Consider the following 17,026-nt stretch of genomic DNA (forward strand, 5'->3'; position numbering starts at 1 on the left):
CGTCTTTTTAACAGCACCTGGCTTTAAGAGAGAGCGAAGATGGCTAAAGAATACACTCGTACTCAGCGCATCGGTGATCAGATGCAGCGTGAGTTAGCGCTTTTGATTCAGCGGGAAATTAAAGATCCTCGTCTGGGCCTGGTAACGATTACTGGCGTCAATGTGGCGCGTGATCTTTCCCACGCCAAAGTATTTATTACTGTTTTGGGTAAAGATTCGTCTAAGGATATTGCCCAGAATTTAGGGATTCTGAATGAAGCCTCTGGCTTTTTGCGTCAGCAGTTAGGACGCGCAATGAAACTTAGGACGATCCCGCAAATGCGCTTTCATTATGATGAGAGCATCCGTCGCGGAGCGGAACTGTCTGCGTTGATCGAGCGTGCAGTATCTGAAGATCGTCGTCACGAGGATGGAGAGTAAGCGTGGCGCAAGTGAAACGAATCCGTCGATCGGTTAACGGTATTCTGGTACTCGACAAGCCGAGAGGCCTGACCTCTAATGCGGCCCTGCAGAAGGTACGCTGGTTGCTTAATGCTGAAAAAGCGGGGCATACCGGTAGCCTTGATCCATTGGCAACAGGTGTTTTGCCGTTGTGCTTTGGTGAGGCAACAAAGTTCTCCCAGTATCTGCTTGATGCGGATAAAGGGTATGAAACGGTTATGCAGCTAGGTGTCACTACAACGACAGGTGATGCCGAGGGAGAAATAGTTGACCGTCGAGAGGTAAACCTTGACGCCTCGGCTGTAGAAGCAGCCCTGCCAGTGTTTCGAGGTGATATCCTACAGGTTCCGCCTATGTATTCGGCACTGAAGCGAGACGGTCAGCCGCTCTATAAGCTGGCTCGTGCAGGCGAGGTGGTGGAGCGTGAACCGCGTTCTGTTACTATTAGCCGTCTCGAGCTGCTGGCGCTGACAACGGATCGCGCTACACTCGATGTGCACTGTAGCAAGGGCACCTACATTCGGTCCCTGGTCGAAGACTTAGGCCAGACGCTTGGTTGCGGAGCTCATGTAGCGGAACTACGCAGAACTCAGGCAGGCCCCTTCGCTCTGGCTCAGTCTGTAAGCCTTGAGGTGCTTGAAAAAGCGCACGAAGAAGGTGGTGCAGAAGCGTTGGATGCCTTCCTGCTCCCGGTTGATAGTGGTCTGGAGCACTGGCCGCTGCTACAACTGACCGAGCACACAGCCTACTATTGGTTGCATGGTCAGCCGGTGCGAGCGGCGAACGCGCCCAAATTTGGCTGGATGCGAGTACAGGATAATGAAGGTCGCTTCATCGGTATCGGTGAGGTGACTGACGACGGGCGTATTGCGCCGCGTCGTTTGGTTCGGTCGTAAGACTGATATGAGGGTGGCTGTTAACAGGCATGGTCATTCCTCTTCTCTGAACACGGGGGTAGTTCCCTCGGCCTGTTATATCTAGGAGCCCTATCATGGCACTTAGCGTTGAAGAAAAAGCCCAGATCGTTAACGACTACAAGCGCGGCGAAGGCGATACCGGTTCTCCGGAAGTGCAGGTTGCTCTGCTGTCTGCCAATATCGACAAGCTGCAGGGTCACTTCAAGGCCAACAGCAAGGACCACCACAGCCGTCGTGGTCTGATCCGTATGGTTAACCAGCGTCGTAAGCTGCTGGACTACCTGAAGGCCAAGGACACTACTCGTTACAGTGACCTGATCAGCCGTCTGGGCCTGCGTCGTTGATCACGATGCAAGCTGGACGCTAGTCGCTTAAAAGCTGGGGGTCGGCTATGCCGGTTTCCAGCTTTTTTGCTTCATGCGTCCCCTGAGATCGCGCCGGGTCCGATACCCCGCCGCTCTCAAGATTTCCCCAAGGGCAATACAAGAAGGAAATACTGTGAATCCAGTAATCAAGACATTCAAATTCGGTCAGCAGACCGTAACCCTGGAGACGGGCCGTATTGCGCGTCAGGCCAGTGGTGCAGTACTTGTCAGTACTGAAGACGTTAGCGTTCTGGTCACTGTTGTGGGTGCCAAGTCTCCAGCAGAAGGCCGTGACTTCTTCCCGCTGTCTGTCCACTATCAGGAAAAGACGTATGCGGCAGGTCGTATCCCCGGTGGCTATTTCAAGCGTGAAGGTCGTCCAAGCGAAAAGGAAACATTGACCTCCCGCCTGATCGATCGCCCGATTCGTCCTCTATTCCCCGAAGGCTTCATGAACGAAGTACAGGTTGTCTGTACTGTAGTTTCTACCAACAAGAAGTCTGATCCGGATATTGCTGCCATGATCGGTACGTCTGCCGCTCTGGCTATTTCCGGCATTCCGTTCGCAGGTCCGATTGGTGCTGCACGCGTAGGGTTCCACCCAGAGCTGGGCTATATCATCAACCCAAGCTATGAGCAGCTTCAGAGTTCCAGCCTGGACATGGTTGTCGCAGGTACCTCTGACGCGGTTCTAATGGTTGAGTCCGAAGCGGACGAGCTGACTGAAGACCAGATGCTGGGCGCTGTACTGTTTGCCCATGAAGAGTTCCAGGTTGTCATCGAGGCAATTAAGGCATTTGCTGCTGAAGCAGGCAAGCCTACGTGGGACTGGCAAGCTCCGGTCGAGAACACAGCTTTGGTTAACCAGCTGCGTGCCGAATTTGGTGAGGCAATCTCTCAGGCTTATACCATTACCATCAAGCAGGACCGTTATGCGGCTCTGGGTGAGCTGCGCGATCAGGCTGTGGCCAAGTTTGCGGGTGAGGAAGAGGGTCAGTACAGTGCCGCCGAGGTCAAGGAAATTTTTGGCCTGCTGGAATATCGCACTGTACGTGAGAACATCGTAGGCGGTAAGCCGCGTATCGATGGTCGTGATACCCGTACTGTTCGTCCGCTGAATATTGAAGTGGGTGTGCTGCCCAAGACTCACGGCTCCGCATTGTTTACGCGTGGTGAAACTCAGGCGCTGGTAGCGACTACCCTGGGTACTGCCCGCGATGCTCAGATCCTCGACATGCTGGAAGGCGAGCGCCGTGACACCTTTATGCTGCACTACAACTTCCCGCCTTTCTCGGTCGGTGAGTGCGGACGTATGGGTAGCCCAGGCCGCCGTGAAATTGGTCATGGCCGTCTGGCACGCCGTGGTGTGCAGGCTATGCTGCCTTCTCAGGAAGAGTTTCCCTACAGCATTCGTGTTGTTTCAGAGATCACTGAGTCAAACGGCTCAAGCTCCATGGCTTCTGTCTGCGGTGCCTCGTTGGCATTGATGGATGCTGGTGTTCCAGTTCGCGCTCCGGTTGCTGGCGTTGCGATGGGCCTGGTAAAGGAAGGCGACAGATTTGCTGTTCTGACCGATATTCTAGGTGATGAAGATCACCTCGGCGATATGGACTTCAAGGTGGCCGGTACTGACAAGGGCGTTACCGCTCTGCAGATGGACATCAAGATCAACGGTATTACCGAAGAGATCATGGAAGTCGCTTTGGCTCAGGCTCTAGAGGCTCGCCTCAATATCCTGTCCCAAATGAATCAGATAATCGCCAAGCCGCGTGCAGAGCTGTCTGCCAATGCACCGACCATGATTGCCATGAAGATCGAGCCGGACAAGATCCGCGACGTCATCGGTAAAGGCGGCGCTGTTATTCGTGGAATCTGTGAAGAAACCAAGGCGTCGATCGACATCGAAGATGATGGCAGCGTCAAGATTTACGGCGAAACCCGTGAAGCTGCCGAGGCCGCCAAACAGCGCGTTCTGGGTATTACTGCAGAAGCTGAAATCGGCAAGATCTACGTTGGTAAGGTCGAGCGCATTGTCGATTTCGGTGCGTTCGTAAATATTCTGCCTGGCAAAGATGGTCTGGTACACATTTCCCAGATCAGCGATCAGCGCATCGAGAAGGTTTCCGATGTACTGAAAGAAGGACAGGAAGTGAAGGTATTGGTATTGGACGTGGATAACCGCGGCCGTATCAAGCTCTCTATCAAGGATGTCGCAGCAGCTGAAGCTTCTGGCGCCTGATAGTTAGTAAGTTGAAAGCCCAGCCTTGGCTGGGCTTTTTTATGTCCGTTGTTCATGCAACTTGCATGTATTGCATGAACGATTTATTGCAATGTGCAACGGTTTATTAAAAAGCTAAATTATTAACTTATTGATATTTAATGATTTTTTTGTGAAGCCGACTTGGCATGCTGATTGCGATCATGATTAGTGCTAGCGCCAGGATACGGCGTACACTCAAAACAGGAGTCACACCATGAAGAAGACTTTCAGCCATTTCGCTCTTGCCGCCGCTGCTGTTACCGCTCTAAGCATGCCGCTTGCCGGAGGTGCGTTTGCTGCCACAAACCATCAAACGATGACGTTGGCCGCTAATGACAACGTGGAGAAGGCAGAGGAAACAGTTTCCGACACATGGATCACTGGAAAGGTGAAATCTTCTTTCCTTGCTGATGATCATATCAAAGGGACCGATATCAAGGTCGAGACCAACAAAGGTGTAGTCTCCCTTTCAGGTACCGTTGCGACAGACGCTCAGCGTGAGCTGGCTGTTGAAAAAGCGAAAAATATCAAAGGTGTTAAAGCCGTATCGGCTGATGGCTTGAAATCGGCCGAGTAATCTAAGGTGGCGGGCTTGAAGCCCGCCACTTTTAGTATCTGTGAGGTAAGTGCCATGTCTGGAAAAGCAGATGCCTTTGTGGATCTGATTGAAGTTTCTCGTAATGGCAGAACATTCTACGAGTCAGCGATCAATGCAGTGAGCAGTCCCCAGCTCAAGGCGTTGTTCTCTGAGATGGCTCAGATGAAAGCGGGTCTGGTTATCCTGTTAAGTAGCCAGACATCCTTGCATGGCAGGCAGCCTGCTAATGACAGTCTTTTTGTAAGCTCTTTCAAAGTACTTTATGAACAGACCAGAGCTGCTCTGGCAGAAGCGGGGGATACCACCTATATTCAAGTGTTAGAGGAGTCTGAGGACCAGCTTCTCCACCTGCTGGAACAGGCCATACACGATATGCCGGAACTGGAAGCCAAGCCGCTGGTTCAGGAGCAGCTACAAAAAGCCAAGCTGTGTCATGATCACCTTTTAGAGCTCAAGCTTCGCCTTAACGTGGCCTAATTACTGGCCGCGCTTGCTTTCAATCTTGAACAGCCGGTCGCCGCGAAACGTCAAATAGTGATACATGCCGTTCCATGGGCCATATACCCATTCTTCGACTTTAACGTCGCTGCGTCTTCTGTAACTGTCTACAACCTCAATGTAACCCAGGTTAGCACGGCTGCCGGGCCTTCCACATTTACGGTAAATTTCGCTGATATGGTCATCTGTATTGACCAGCTGACTACCGCATCGTAAGGACTCGGCATGAGCAGGCCACACTATGGTAGAGAGGATGAGCAGTACAGAGACTCGAAGAGCATTAAAGGGCATGAACAGGCTCTAATCACGTGTGAATTCGATGCTGACAAGCCGGTTGGCTTCAAATGTCAAAATGTAGGTTCCACCATTCCAGGGACCGTAAACCCATTCTTCCCGTGTCGATTCCCTACGACCATAGTCACCTTGCGTGTAGCCTATAAAATCTCGATGCGCAGGTTCGCCGCATTTCCGTTGTACCTCAAACGTACGGTCGCCTCGGTTAACCAAGTTACTGCCGCAGCGGAGCGTGTCACCTAGCGCCACCGAGGCGGAGAGCGCTAGTAATAGGGCTATGGCGGTTGTGGTGTATCTCATCTGCTGTCCTAGCTACTGCCAAGATGAAGTTGTGCCGCGATACGCCCATTATTGCCTTGCTGGCTTGTATTGACATCAATTAAATAAATACGGCCTTCCTCAAGCCCGGTCTTTTCTACGAGGTATTGCTTGATGTTTTGAGCACGCGCCTGTGCCAGTCGTCGCAGAAGCAGATCACTCGTTTTCCATGAATCAAGAATGGCAGCACTCAGACGCTGCTGCCGCTCGGTATCGCTCAGGTGTGTCCACTCGGCAGGCGGCTGTTGTTTAAGGCGGGTACGGTAAATCCCTTCTAGCAAGGCAGGTCGCATATCTTCCGGTACGGCAAGCTGGGTGGCATCTGCGGGAACCTTGTCGCCTCGCCGCTGCAGCAAATTGTAGTACTGTGTCTGGAATTCGCGCTCCAAGCGCTGCGCAGAAAGTGAAGGGCCGTCGATCTCAACCGCGCTACGGCCTTCTACATCCAGTTGCAGCTGCGGACGCCTTTTTAGCGCCTGGGCCAGCGTATCGAGCGACTGACGCGCCTCACCCGTCAAGTTGACCGAGGCCGCTTCAAAGGGTATCTCGTTGAGATCCGTTTCTGCTCGACCTGCCAAGCCTGCCAGCATCTTGAAGGGCGATTGGACGGCCCTTGCAATGACGTTGCGCATCGTTTGCCAGATGATGGGCGCCACGCTGAAGTTAGGGTCGTTGAGGTTACCCGCGACAGGGAGAGTCAGGTCAATCCTGCCGTGGGAGTCCTTGAGTAGTGCAACCGCAAGCCTGACAGGCAGGTCGACGGCATCAGGGCTGTCAATCCGTTCACCTAGCTCAAGTTGATCCAATACCAGATGGTTTTGAGCATCCAGCTTGCTGTTGTCGATCCGGTAGTTGAGATCCAGGTCCAGGCGCCCTTTGCGGATGGCATAGCCGGCGAATTTTCCGGAATAGGGCGTGAGGGTCGTAAGTTCAACATGACGGAATGCCGCTGTCACGTTGAGTTTGTTGAGCGGATCCAGTGGGTTCAGACGACCTTTGATATTGACGGGTGCAAAGCGATCCACCTTGCCGGTCAGGCTTATTTCCGCCGGATCGGAGGCCTTTGTATCCAGCGTGCCGATTTGACCGTTCAGCTCCTGAATAGCCGTTATGAAGCTGGGCGTAAGGCTATAGTCTGCAAAATTGGCCGAGCCGTTAACGACATGAATACCGCCGATGTGCAGGGTTAGCGGAGTGGTGTTGTCAGGTGCGTCGTCTTTGGGTTGAGGAATCAGCAGCTGACGAAAGTTGGTGGTCAGGTCTTCGTTGATAATAAGACGGGCATAGGGACGCAGCAGGGTAATGTCATCAATGGCGAGACGCTGGCCATGCTCGTAGCTGATACCTTTGAGCGTAAGCGTTTGCCAGCGCAGGAAGTCACGCTGGCGCTGGGTATCTAGAGTATGTAGCTGGGTGAGCTGGGCCTGCCCGGTCACGGACAAGGCAAGAGGCGCTGTATCATGGAGGGAGAGGTTGATGTCGCTTGCCAGCATGCCGCTCCGCACTTCAAGACGGATATAGGGGCCAATATAGGCTTGGGCTAGGCGTAGATCGATATCATTGTTAATGATATGCAGGCGAGCAGTCACAGGATTCAATGTCAGCTCACCGCTAACCTCAAGCTGCCCATGTAGACCAACTTGAGCGTTGAGGTTGACCGTGGTCGGCATTTGGCCTGCCAGATCAAGGCTGGATAACGCCAGGTTGATGTCCTTTATGTTCAGATCCACTGGTGCTGAAGCGGCCAGGTCTTTTAGATGAAGGCGGCCGCCTTGTAGGTCAGTCTTGCCAATTCTGATCTGCCAATTCGGTGTGTCGGGCAACGCCTCGGGTTGCTCCGGGAAGGTGAACAACTTGGCCCAATCCAGCTGCCCGTCCCGATCCCGAGAGACCCAGGCCTCCAAGTTTCGGGTCTCGAGCTTTCCCAGATGAATCTGGCGTTTGGTCAGGTCCAGTGTGGCATCGGCAATAGCGAGGTGGTTTAGATGTATTTGTGGCGTGGCATTGACTGCTTTGCTGGAAAACTCATCAAGGCTCAGGCTAGTCTTGGACAGTTGTAGTTGAAAGGTTTTTCCTGTTTCGAGGTGGTACTGAGCATGCCCATTCAACCGACCCTTATCGAGTGAAAGCGGTAGCGCTTCGCTGACGTAGGCCCACCAGGGGGCCAGCGCAGCCTCCTTGAGTTCCAGAGAGCCATTAAGGGTGAAAGGGACCAAGTGGAGCGTTCCTTCGCTTGTGAGTGCACCATCCTGGCCTGCTTGGGCATTCAGGCTGTAGCGGCCTGGGTTTTCTGTGCGGGTGCCGATGTTTTCTAGGGTCAGATCAATGGGGTTGAAACTCACTTCGACGGGCTGTTTGAGCTGTTGATCTCGGTAATGCACCTGGGCCTTCTGAAGGGCAAGAGCATCGATGGTCAAGGGAAAGGGTTGCTCGGTTGAATTTGCCGTAGGCTTGTCTTGAGGGTCGGAATTCTCAGGCGTTTTAAACAGCTCGGTAAGATTTAGCGTACCGTCTTTCTCGAGCGTAACGTCGATAACGGGCTCTTCCAGCTCCAGACGCGCCAGATGTGCTTCCATTCGCCATAAGCTGTTCAGCTCAAGGTCAGCATAGAGGCGCTTGGCTGCCAAGACGGGGTGTTCGGGAGAACCAATGCGAAACCCCTTCAGTTCTACTTCAAATGTGAAGGGATTGAAGGTGATCTCATCAATCTGAGCAGGCTGCGTGGTGTAACGCGTCAACTGTTGGTTTGCAACGTGCAACGCAACGCGCGGGAGAATCAGAAAACCAAGCAGGCAATACAGCAGGAGGAGCGACAACACAATGGCGGCGCGTTTCAATGCTTTGGGCATGGCGTCTATCCATCAAGAGTGCTCTCCAGTATCGCACATGCCGCTGTGGTTCCAACGGCAGCATGCGCAAAGCGTGATCGTTACAACTGTAAAATCAAGGTCTTAAGGGGCGGCTGGCCGTCAAAGGACGGGAAGTCCTCGTCTGGCGCGATAACCTGACAGTCACGTACCGGTCTTCCTTGTTTGCTGGCGCAGCGCAGGACAGACTCGCGCCATTCTGCCATGGAGACTTTGGCCAGGTTGTTACAGCACACCAGGGTGCCGTTTTCGGCAGTAGCCAGAAGCGCTGGTTTGAGCAGGCTTTGATAGTCACGCTGAAGGTCTACCGTTCCAAAGGCACTTTTGGCCCAAGCCGGTGGATCAAGAAATACAAGGTCGAATTGCTTTGGGTCCAGGCGAGGATAACTGGGCAAGCGCTGGCCTCGACGATGAGTGATAGGTAAGCCGGCTAGCTGGCGAATAGCGGGGAAATAGTCCGACTGAACGAACTGCATGGGCGGCAATGAAGGATTGAGAGTACCGTTTTCCTGACCTACAGCCAGATTGCGCGTAGCGAAGTCCAGATTCCAGACCTCCTGCGCTCCACCAGCCGCCGCGCAGAGTCCTACACCGCAAGTATAGGCAAAGAGATTCAGGACTGACTTGTCCTGGCTGTTCTGCTTGACCCAGCCTCGCGCGTTACGCAGGTCAAGAAAGAGTAACGGGTCTTGGCCGGCATGGCGGCCCCGCACACGATAGGTCAAGCCCCATTCGCGAGCGGCGGTGGCCTCCAGTGCATCTGGTTCGGTTGTATGGGCGGTGCTGCTGCGATCAATCCGGGAATTGCCCTGCGACCGGTCGTTATAGACAAGAAATAATTCCTGGCCCAAAAAACGCTGAACCTGCTGATGCAGTGCAAGGATTACCTCATTTTCAACAGGGGCGTGAAAGCTCTGAATCAGTAACTGCGGGCCGTACCGGTCGAGTGTAAGTCCTGCTGCTCCCTCCTGTGATCCATGAAACAGTCGATAGCAATCTGTACCCTGGGTATGAAGTCGTGCAAGGAGCGACTCACGGCGGGACAATGCTGCGTCCAGAGCGGAGAAAAGGGTTTGCATGGGCAGGCCTTGAAGCGAAGAGCAATAAAGGCGTACAGAATACAGATTATTGTGGGCTGCCGTGCGATCGATCAGGGCTTGGTGGGCTGACCCATGCGGCGGCGTGCCCGATGTGAAGAGCCGTTGCGAACCGCCCAGCGTAACAGGGGGGCTGTACGGTTGACGCCGGCCCTTACCAGATGCCGCTCCGCATGGCCGGGCAGGATATTCAGTTGCTGAGCGGCCCATTCGGGTAGCAGATCAATCCCTGCTCTCATGATCAGTGAACCGAATGGCTTGGCCAGCGCACTGGGGGCTGGGGCTGAAAGCAGGATCTGCGTAATCTCGCGTGTACGTTCATCGCAGACCAGCTGTGGGCGCATCGTATTGAGGTAATGTTCGATTTCTACCCGTGATACCGGGACTTGCTGAGCGCCCAGTTGCCTGGCAATCAGGGAAACTTCTCGGTAATAACGGTCCTGCTCAGCAAGGGAAAAGTGGGGATTGAAATAGCGAAGGTAGGCTTTCAGGAAGCTGCTTACCTCTGCGACATGTACCCACGTCAAAAGATCAGGGTCATCGGCTGCGTAAGGGCGTCCATCCAGGGCAACTCCTTTGATATGGCCATGAATCATCCGGACTTTTTCGATCAACCGTTGTGCATCGGCCTGGTTGCCAAAGGTAGTGGCGGCAATGAATTGGCCGGTACGCCGTAATCGGCCCAGCATATCTTCTCGAAAGCGGGAGTGATCCCAGACACCTGCCAGTGCCAAGGGATGCAGCATTTGCAGAAGCAGGGCGGCGACCCCGCCGATCATCATGCAGGTAAAGTCACTGTGTACCTTCCAGCAGGCGGAATCAGGTCCGAACAGGCCAGGGTCCCCAGGTGGGTTTTCGTAATCGACTCCGCCCAGGCTTAGCCCGGTAAGGCTCATAACCTGACTTTCAATACGGCGTCGCAGAATTTCCATTACAGCCCCAAATGATGCTTCATCACGTAAAGCTTAATGGATAACGAGCCGCCAGACATCCAACGCTATGCCCGGCGGCGGTTTTACTCACTTTTTGGCTGCAAGATTCTGCCGATGCTCAATCAGCTCCTGCACGACGGAAGGATCAGCCAGGGTGGAGGTATCGCCCAGAGTGTCCAGCTCATCACAGGCAATCTTGCGCAGGATACGTCGCATGATTTTGCCAGAGCGTGTCTTGGGTAGCCGCGGCGCCCACTGGAGGAAGTCCGGTTTTGCAAAGCTGCCAATCTCGGAACTGACCTGAGCCAGCAGGCGCTTTTTCAGCTCATCCGTGGGTTGCACACCGCCCATTGGGGTGACAAATGCATAGACGCACTGGCCTTTCACATCATGGGGGCAGCCTACTACAGCGGCCTCGGCCACTTCGTCATGTAAAGCCAGCACGCTTTCCACTTCTGCCGTGCCGATCCGGTGGCCGGATACGTTGATTACGTCATCCACGCGGCCGGTAATCCAGTAATACCCATCTTCATCACGGCGGGCACCGTCACCGGTGAAATAGTAGCCGGGGTAAGCCTTGAAGTAGGTATCGATCATACGTTGATGATCGCCATAGATGCTTCGGATCTGGCTGGGCCAGCTGGCCTTGATAGCCAGAACACCTGCGGCAGGGCCTTCGATCTCCTTGCCTTTGTCGTCCAGAAGAACAGGCTGAACGCCAAAGAAGGGGCGTGTAGCCGAGCCTGGCTTGAGGTCCGTTGCGCCAGGGAGCGGTGCGATCAGGATGCTGCCTGTTTCGGTCTGCCACCATGTGTCGACAATAGGGCAGCGCTTCTCACCTACGACGCGGTAGTACCATTCCCACGCTTCAGGGTTGATGGGCTCGCCTACACTACCCAGCAAGCGGAGGCTGGCGCGGGAGCTTTTGTGCACATAGGCGTCTCCCTCACGCATTAGTGCCCGAATGGCGGTGGGGGCTGTATAGAAGATGTTAACCTGATGCTTATCCACGACCTGCCAGAAGCGTGAGGCATCCGGGTAACTCGGCATGCCTTCATACATCAGCGTTGTCGCCCCATTGGTCAAGGGACCATAGACGATATAACTATGGCCGGTTACCCAGCCGACGTCCGCGGTGCACCAGAAGATCTCACCTTCGTGATAATCGAATACATACTTGAAGGTCATTGCAGAGCCCAGCAGGTAACCCCCGGTGGTATGTAATACCCCTTTGGGTTTACCGGTCGAGCCCGAGGTGTAGAGGATGAAGAGCGGATCTTCCGCATCCACCGGTTCGGCTGGACATTCATCACTGACGTTTTGCACGGCGTCGTGGTACCAAACGTCCCGACCTTCGGTCCATGCAATATTGCCCTTGGTGCGCTGTACTACGATCACGTTGGAAACATTCGGGCATGAGGCCAAGGCCTTATCCACATTGTTTTTGAGCGGGACACATTTGCCGCCGCGGGTCCCTTCATCGGCGGTAATGACGGTACGGCAATCGGCATCCAGGATACGGTCGCGCAGGGCGTCGGGAGAAAAACCGCCAAACACCACAGAGTGGACCGCACCCAGCCGGGAGCAGGCCAGCATGGCATAGGCCGCTTCGGGAATCATGGGGAGATACAGGCACACACGGTCACCTTTCTTGACGCCATGAGCCTTCAGAACGTTAGCCAGCCTGCAAACATTCTGGTGCAACTCACGGTAGGTGATTTTCTGGGAGTCGGAGGGATTGTCGCCTTCCCAGATAATGGCGACCTGGTCCGCACGCTTGTCCAGATGGCGGTCGACACAGTTGTAGGACACATTCAGTTGACCACCCTTGAACCATGAGGCTTCACCCTTGGCCAGATCGCTATGGTGAACTTCATCCCACGGTTTGAACCAGTCAAGCATGGCTTTGGCCTGCTCACCCCAAAAGCGCTCAGGGTCTTCAATGGACTGGCGATAGAGACGCTCATAGCCTTCTTTATCCAGAAGGGCTTGCTTTTGCACTGCTTCGGGCACGGGGTAGCGATGGTGTTCCGACATGGCGGGCTCCTGTTGTGGTTGTTCTCCGCTTCCATCCACATTAGGCGCTATTTGGGCGATGGGGTTCAGCCAGGCGATAGAGTGTGTGTATTTCTGGCCGAAAGTCGTAGGTGAAAATAAAAAAACGCCGCAAGAGCGGCGTTTTGAGCGGAGCGGATTGGTCAGCCGCGATGGTGCTGGCGGAAGTACTCGATCAGACCTTGAGTCGAGGCATCTTCCGCAGCCTCTTCTCCATTGCCAACCAAATGCTGATAGACGCTGTTACCCAGCTCTTTACCCAGCTCTACGCCCCACTGGTCAAAGGCATTGATACCCCAGATCACGCTTTGTACGAATACCTTGTGCTCATAGAGCGCCACCAGGGCGCCTAGGCTGCTCGGGGTTACGCGCTCGAATACCAGCGTATTGCTGGGGCGGTTGCCCGGGATGACCTTGTGCGGAGCCAGGAATGCTACTTGCTCATCAGGCAGGCCCTTAGCGCGCAGTTCGGCTTCCGCTTCTTCAAGCGTCTTGCCGCGCATGAGGGCCTGGCTCTGGGAGAGGCAATTGGCATACAACCAGGGGTGATGGTCAGCAATGGGATGATGGCTGGAGGCCGGCACGATGAAATCGCATGGAATCATCGGGGTGCCCTGGTGCATCAGCTGGTGATACGCGTGTTGCCCATTGGTGCCTACGCCACCCCAGATGACCGGGCCGGTTGCCGTGGCGACGGGAGTACCGTCCTGGCGAACACGCTTGCCATTGGACTCCATATCCAGCTGCTGCAAATGCTTAGTGAAGTCGCGCAGATAGTAATCGTAGGTCAGTACAGCGTGGCTCTGAGCATCCCAGAAGTTGCCATACCACACACCCAGCAGGCCCAGCAGCACGGGCAGGTTGCTTTCGAAGGGCGTGTTCAGGAAGTGCTGGTCCATAGCATAGGCGCCGGCCAGCAATTCCTTGAAATTGGATACACCGATGGCAATGGCAACAGGCAGGCCGATTGCCGACCACAGCGAGTAACGGCCGCCGACCCAATTCCACATCGGGAAAATGTTTTCTTCGCTGATCCCGAACTCAACGGCTGTCTTCACGTTGCTGGAGACCGCAATGAAATGCTTGTGCAGATCCTGCTCGGCGCAACCCTGACCGAGGCACCAGGCACGTGCAGCCTGGGCGTTTTTCAGGGTTTCCAGGGTACCGAAGGATTTGGAAGAAACGATGAACAGGGTCGTTTCGGCTTCCAAGCCGGTCACCAGCTCATGGAATTCGCTGCCATCGATGTTTGCGAGGTAATGGCAGCGGACCTGCGACTGTGCGTAAGGCGTGAGTGCCTCGGCAACCTGCTGGGGTCCGAGGAAGGAGCCGCCGATTCCGATATTGACGACATCTGTGATCGGCTTGCCTGTGTGTCCTCGCCAGAGGCGGTTATGGATACGGTTGACCAGGTCGGTCATGCGGCCCAGTACCCGATGTACCTCCGGCATGACATCCTGCCCGTTCACCATCACCTTGTCGCCTAGCGGGCGGCGCAGGGCTGTATGGAGTGCAGGACGATTTTCCGAGGAATTGACGGGCTCGCCTGACAATAACGCCTTGATCGCGCCTTCAAGGTTTGCTTCACGTGCCAGGTTGATCAGCAGGTCGCGAGTCTGCTGAGTTAGCAGATTCTTGGAGTAGTCCAGAAACAGCCCGCAGGCGCTCAATGAAAATTGCTTGAAGCGTCCTGGGTCCGCCGCGAACGCATTACGCATAGTGAAGGACTGCATCTCCTGACGATGTTCTGTCAGTGCCTGCCAGGACTTCAACTCGGTAACGTTGATAGGCTGTTTGTAATACTCCATTGGGATTCGCTTCCTTCTGTAGGTATTGTCGTACGTTGTGCACTACATCTTGGGATAAAGCTTGTGGCACGCCCGGCTATAGCACGCCAAATAGAGCGCGTCAGTCAAGCTAATGATGGCCGTCAGACACGAAAAAGCCCGGGGTGTTCCGGGCTTTAGCGAAGCGGTGCTCATCCTGCTGATTAGATATCAAGCTCGAATGACAAATTATCAATCAACCGTGTGTTTCCAACATAGACGGCCAATAGTATTACCAGTTGCCGATCGGCTTCTGCCGCCGGGCGCAATGTGCCTTGCTGACGAAGCTCCAGATAATCCACTCGCAGGCCATCCGCTTCAAGCTGCTGTCTGGCCTCGTCGAGCAGGGCAGGGTAGTGGCGGCGACCTGCCTGGATACGCTCGGCCACTTGTTTCAGCAGGCTATACAGGCAAGGGGCCGTGGCGCGCTGTTCGCCATTGAGGTAGCCGTTACGTGATGATAGTGCCAGCCCATCGGTGTCTCGAACGGTAGGCTGACCTATGATCTCGATAGGCATGTTCAGGTCATTGACCATCTTGCGGATAACAGCGAGCTGCTGGTAGTCCTTTTCACCAAACACAGCGACATCAGGCTGGACCATGTTGAACAGCTTGCTGACAACCGTGGCGACGCCTTCGAAATGACCGGGGCGGCTGCCGCCACACAGGCCTTCCGAAACGACCGGGACGCTGACCCGTGTCTGGTGGTCCATCCCTTCGGGATACATCTCCGATACGGCAGGTGCAAATAGAACTGCGCAGCCGGCCGCTGCCAGTTTCTCCTGGTCAGCGGCAAGCGTTCTCGGGTATTTGTCCAGGTCTTCGGTGGGACCGAACTGCAGTGGATTGACGAAAATACTGGCAACCACGAAATCGCTATGGACCCGCGCTGTATCAACCAGGGCGACATGGCCTGCATGCAGATTGCCCATGGTGGGAACAAAACCGATGCGCTTGCCTGAGCGGCGGGCCTCGGCGACTGCGTTTCGCAGCTCGCTGATAGTGTGTACGGTAATCATGCCGAAAATCCGTGTTCTGGTGCGGGAAAGGTGCCGCTCTTGACAGCCTGAACATAGGCTGTGAAGGCTTCCTGGATACTGCTCTGGCCGGCCATGAAATTATTCACGAACTTGGGTGAGCGGCCTGTCAGAGCAAGGCCTAGCATGTCGTGCATGACCAGTACCTGCCCATCCGTGTCCGCGCCAGCACCGATACCGATGACCGGTATGTTGGCAGCGCGTGTAATGTCGGCCGCCAGCGGGCTGGGGACACACTCAAGCACAATCATGGCAGCTCCGGCTGCCTCAAGCGCCTTGGCATCTTCACGCAGCTGCTGGGCGCGAGCCTCATCACGCCCTTGTACCTTGAAGCCACCAAACACATTTACTGACTGAGGCGTAAGGCCCAGGTGCGCGCAGACCGGAACGCCCCGTTCAGCCAGCTGGCGAATAGGCTCTGCCAGCCAGGCAGCGCCTTCCAGCTTGATCATGTGCGCGCCGGCCTGCATCAGTGCGCCAGCATTCTGGAAGGTCTGCTCCAGTGTCGAGTAAGCCATAAAGGACATATCGGCCACGATAAGTGCGCCACGATTGCCGCGTTTTACACAGGCCGTGTGATAGGCCATATCGGCCGTGGTAACAGGCAGGGTGCTGTCGTGGCCCTGAAGGACCATGCCCAGGGAGTCGCCTACCAGCAGTATTTCGACGCCCGCCTGGCTAGCCGTATGGGCAAAGGTCGCGTCATAGCAGGTCAGCATGGTGATTTTTTCACCACGCTGTTTCAGCGCCTGCAAAGTGGTGAGGGTAACCTCAGGCATATCAAACTTCCTCTTCAGGCTGTGTCCTGAATGGCTGGGGACATACAGTCGTATCTTTTTATTCTGGTTGATGGCTGTAGCGAACTACAGATCTCATCGCTTGCCTGCCAATTCTGCAGAGGACACAGCCTGTCTGTAGGCAGTAACAAAGGGATGGCCAGGCAAGTGGGTGCCTATAGTCTCGGCGAGTTCAGGGGAAGTCAATCACGATGTGTTACCGGAACGTTACGGTAACACTATGACTTGCAAGTCCCTTATTCCAGTCGCTCCAGGCCCACGAACGGGCACTGGTCCAGCAGAGCCTGCAACAGGCTGCCATCGGGCAGGCGCAACTCATCCGAGGCAATTTCGGCCAGAGGATAGAGAACGAACGCCCGGGCATGCATATGATAGTGCGGTACGGTCAGGCGGGGCTCATTGATCGTGTGGCTGCCGAATAGCAGGATATCAAGGTCTAGTGTTCTGGGGCCCCAGCGCTCATCCTTGCGGACTCGACCCTGCTGTTGCTCGATGGCTTGCAGCTCATCCAGCAGCGCAAGTGGTTCCAGAGCGGTATCAAGCGCTGCGACAGCATTTACATAGCGGGGCTGATCAGCCGGACCCAATGGGTCGCTTCCATAAAAGGAGGATCGGGAGACAAGTCGGCTTTGCGGAAGTGTACTCAACGCCGCCAGCGCTGATTCAAGCTGGGTACGGGGCTCCGCCAGATTACTGCCGAGCCCGATGTAAACACGCTCCATCG

16 protein-coding genes are annotated in these 17,026 nt (G+C 55.0%); 6 read left to right on the forward strand and 10 right to left on the reverse strand.

Annotation, left to right across the window (positions count from 1 at the left end; all coding sequences use genetic code 11):
• Nucleotides 1-39: 39 nt before the first annotated feature.
• From rbfA to HMPREF1487_RS11485, 6 genes are all read left to right on the forward strand, one after another.
• A complete protein-coding gene (gene rbfA, locus HMPREF1487_RS11460; RefSeq protein WP_010796811.1) occupies nt 40-420 on the forward strand; it encodes a 30S ribosome-binding factor RbfA in 381 nt (126 codons plus the stop codon).
• Nucleotides 421-422: 2 nt separating this feature from the next.
• A complete protein-coding gene (gene truB / locus HMPREF1487_RS11465) occupies nt 423-1,337 on the forward strand; it encodes a tRNA pseudouridine(55) synthase TruB (protein WP_010796812.1) in 915 nt (304 codons plus the stop codon).
• A gap of 95 nt (nt 1,338-1,432) precedes the next feature.
• Complete coding sequence (gene rpsO, locus HMPREF1487_RS11470) at nt 1,433-1,702, forward strand: 30S ribosomal protein S15 (protein WP_010796813.1); 270 nt, start codon at nt 1,433-1,435, stop codon at nt 1,700-1,702.
• Between the two features lie 154 nt (nt 1,703-1,856).
• Nucleotides 1,857-3,962 (forward strand): polyribonucleotide nucleotidyltransferase, encoded by a 2,106-nt coding sequence (gene pnp, locus HMPREF1487_RS11475; protein WP_010796814.1) that lies wholly within the window; start codon nt 1,857-1,859, stop codon nt 3,960-3,962.
• Between the two features lie 235 nt (nt 3,963-4,197).
• Complete coding sequence (locus HMPREF1487_RS11480) at nt 4,198-4,560, forward strand: BON domain-containing protein (RefSeq protein ID WP_010796815.1); 363 nt, start codon at nt 4,198-4,200, stop codon at nt 4,558-4,560.
• Nucleotides 4,561-4,614: 54 nt separating this feature from the next.
• Complete coding sequence (locus HMPREF1487_RS11485; protein ID WP_010796816.1) at nt 4,615-5,058, forward strand: PA2169 family four-helix-bundle protein; 444 nt, start codon at nt 4,615-4,617, stop codon at nt 5,056-5,058.
• Here the strand turns inward: HMPREF1487_RS11485 and HMPREF1487_RS11490 are convergent, their stop codons facing one another.
• From HMPREF1487_RS11490 to folK, 10 genes are all read right to left on the reverse strand, one after another.
• Nucleotides 5,059-5,370, reverse strand: coding sequence for a DUF2845 domain-containing protein (locus HMPREF1487_RS11490; RefSeq protein ID WP_010796817.1), 312 nt, complete (start codon nt 5,368-5,370; stop codon nt 5,059-5,061). It lies immediately after the preceding gene.
• Nucleotides 5,371-5,379: 9 nt separating this feature from the next.
• Nucleotides 5,380-5,673 (reverse strand): DUF2845 domain-containing protein, encoded by a 294-nt coding sequence (locus HMPREF1487_RS26780; protein ID WP_010796818.1) that lies wholly within the window; start codon nt 5,671-5,673, stop codon nt 5,380-5,382.
• 8 nt (nt 5,674-5,681) lie between these two features.
• Complete coding sequence (locus tag HMPREF1487_RS11495) at nt 5,682-8,540, reverse strand: DUF748 domain-containing protein (protein WP_010796819.1); 2,859 nt, start codon at nt 8,538-8,540, stop codon at nt 5,682-5,684.
• Between the two features lie 80 nt (nt 8,541-8,620).
• Nucleotides 8,621-9,637 carry a class I SAM-dependent rRNA methyltransferase gene (locus HMPREF1487_RS11500; protein ID WP_010796820.1) on the reverse strand — a complete coding sequence of 339 codons (1,017 nt, stop codon included), beginning with the start codon at nt 9,635-9,637 and terminating at the stop codon, nt 8,621-8,623.
• A gap of 71 nt (nt 9,638-9,708) precedes the next feature.
• Nucleotides 9,709-10,587: an oxygenase MpaB family protein gene (locus HMPREF1487_RS11505; RefSeq protein ID WP_010796821.1), complete on the reverse strand. Its 879-nt coding sequence runs from the start codon at nt 10,585-10,587 to the stop codon at nt 9,709-9,711.
• Nucleotides 10,588-10,674: 87 nt separating this feature from the next.
• Nucleotides 10,675-12,624: an acetate--CoA ligase gene (gene acs, locus HMPREF1487_RS11510; RefSeq protein WP_010796822.1), complete on the reverse strand. Its 1,950-nt coding sequence runs from the start codon at nt 12,622-12,624 to the stop codon at nt 10,675-10,677.
• A 161-nt stretch (nt 12,625-12,785) separates the two neighbouring features.
• Nucleotides 12,786-14,450 carry a glucose-6-phosphate isomerase gene (gene pgi / locus HMPREF1487_RS11515; protein WP_010796823.1) on the reverse strand — a complete coding sequence of 555 codons (1,665 nt, stop codon included), beginning with the start codon at nt 14,448-14,450 and terminating at the stop codon, nt 12,786-12,788.
• A 182-nt stretch (nt 14,451-14,632) separates the two neighbouring features.
• Complete coding sequence (panC, locus tag HMPREF1487_RS11520) at nt 14,633-15,487, reverse strand: pantoate--beta-alanine ligase (RefSeq protein WP_010796824.1); 855 nt, start codon at nt 15,485-15,487, stop codon at nt 14,633-14,635.
• Nucleotides 15,484-16,284: a 3-methyl-2-oxobutanoate hydroxymethyltransferase gene (gene panB, locus HMPREF1487_RS11525; protein WP_010796825.1), complete on the reverse strand. Its 801-nt coding sequence runs from the start codon at nt 16,282-16,284 to the stop codon at nt 15,484-15,486. The genes panC and panB overlap by 4 nt, the downstream gene beginning before the upstream one ends.
• A 254-nt stretch (nt 16,285-16,538) precedes the next feature.
• Complete coding sequence (gene folK, locus HMPREF1487_RS11530) at nt 16,539-17,024, reverse strand: 2-amino-4-hydroxy-6-hydroxymethyldihydropteridine diphosphokinase (RefSeq protein ID WP_010796826.1); 486 nt, start codon at nt 17,022-17,024, stop codon at nt 16,539-16,541.
• Between the last annotated feature and the right edge of the window lie 2 nt (nt 17,025-17,026).

The sequence above is a fragment of the Pseudomonas sp. HPB0071 genome (assembly GCF_000478505.2).
Taxonomy (GTDB): Bacteria; Pseudomonadota; Gammaproteobacteria; order Pseudomonadales; family Pseudomonadaceae; genus Chryseomonas; species Chryseomonas luteola.

Bases quoted from the DNA above. Each gene is read 5' to 3' on its own strand.
- rbfA (WP_010796811.1), top strand. From the start codon at position 40: ATGGCTAAAGAATACACTCGTACTCAGCGCATCGGTGATCAGATGCAG.
- rpsO (WP_010796813.1), top strand. From the start codon at position 1,433: ATGGCACTTAGCGTTGAAGAAAAAGCCCAGATCGTTAACGACTACAAG.
- HMPREF1487_RS11480 (WP_010796815.1), top strand. From the start codon at position 4,198: ATGAAGAAGACTTTCAGCCATTTCGCTCTTGCCGCCGCTGCTGTTACC.
- HMPREF1487_RS11485 (WP_010796816.1), top strand. From the start codon at position 4,615: ATGTCTGGAAAAGCAGATGCCTTTGTGGATCTGATTGAAGTTTCTCGT.
- HMPREF1487_RS11490 (WP_010796817.1), bottom strand. From the start codon at position 5,370: ATGCCCTTTAATGCTCTTCGAGTCTCTGTACTGCTCATCCTCTCTACC.
- HMPREF1487_RS26780 (WP_010796818.1), bottom strand. From the start codon at position 5,673: ATGAGATACACCACAACCGCCATAGCCCTATTACTAGCGCTCTCCGCC.
- HMPREF1487_RS11495 (WP_010796819.1), bottom strand. From the start codon at position 8,540: ATGCCCAAAGCATTGAAACGCGCCGCCATTGTGTTGTCGCTCCTCCTG.
- HMPREF1487_RS11500 (WP_010796820.1), bottom strand. From the start codon at position 9,637: ATGCAAACCCTTTTCTCCGCTCTGGACGCAGCATTGTCCCGCCGTGAG.
- HMPREF1487_RS11505 (WP_010796821.1), bottom strand. From the start codon at position 10,587: ATGGAAATTCTGCGACGCCGTATTGAAAGTCAGGTTATGAGCCTTACC.
- acs (WP_010796822.1), bottom strand. From the start codon at position 12,624: ATGTCGGAACACCATCGCTACCCCGTGCCCGAAGCAGTGCAAAAGCAA.
- pgi (WP_010796823.1), bottom strand. From the start codon at position 14,450: ATGGAGTATTACAAACAGCCTATCAACGTTACCGAGTTGAAGTCCTGG.
- panC (WP_010796824.1), bottom strand. From the start codon at position 15,487: ATGATTACCGTACACACTATCAGCGAGCTGCGAAACGCAGTCGCCGAG.
- panB (WP_010796825.1), bottom strand. From the start codon at position 16,284: ATGCCTGAGGTTACCCTCACCACTTTGCAGGCGCTGAAACAGCGTGGT.
- folK (WP_010796826.1), bottom strand. From the start codon at position 17,024: ATGGAGCGTGTTTACATCGGGCTCGGCAGTAATCTGGCGGAGCCCCGT.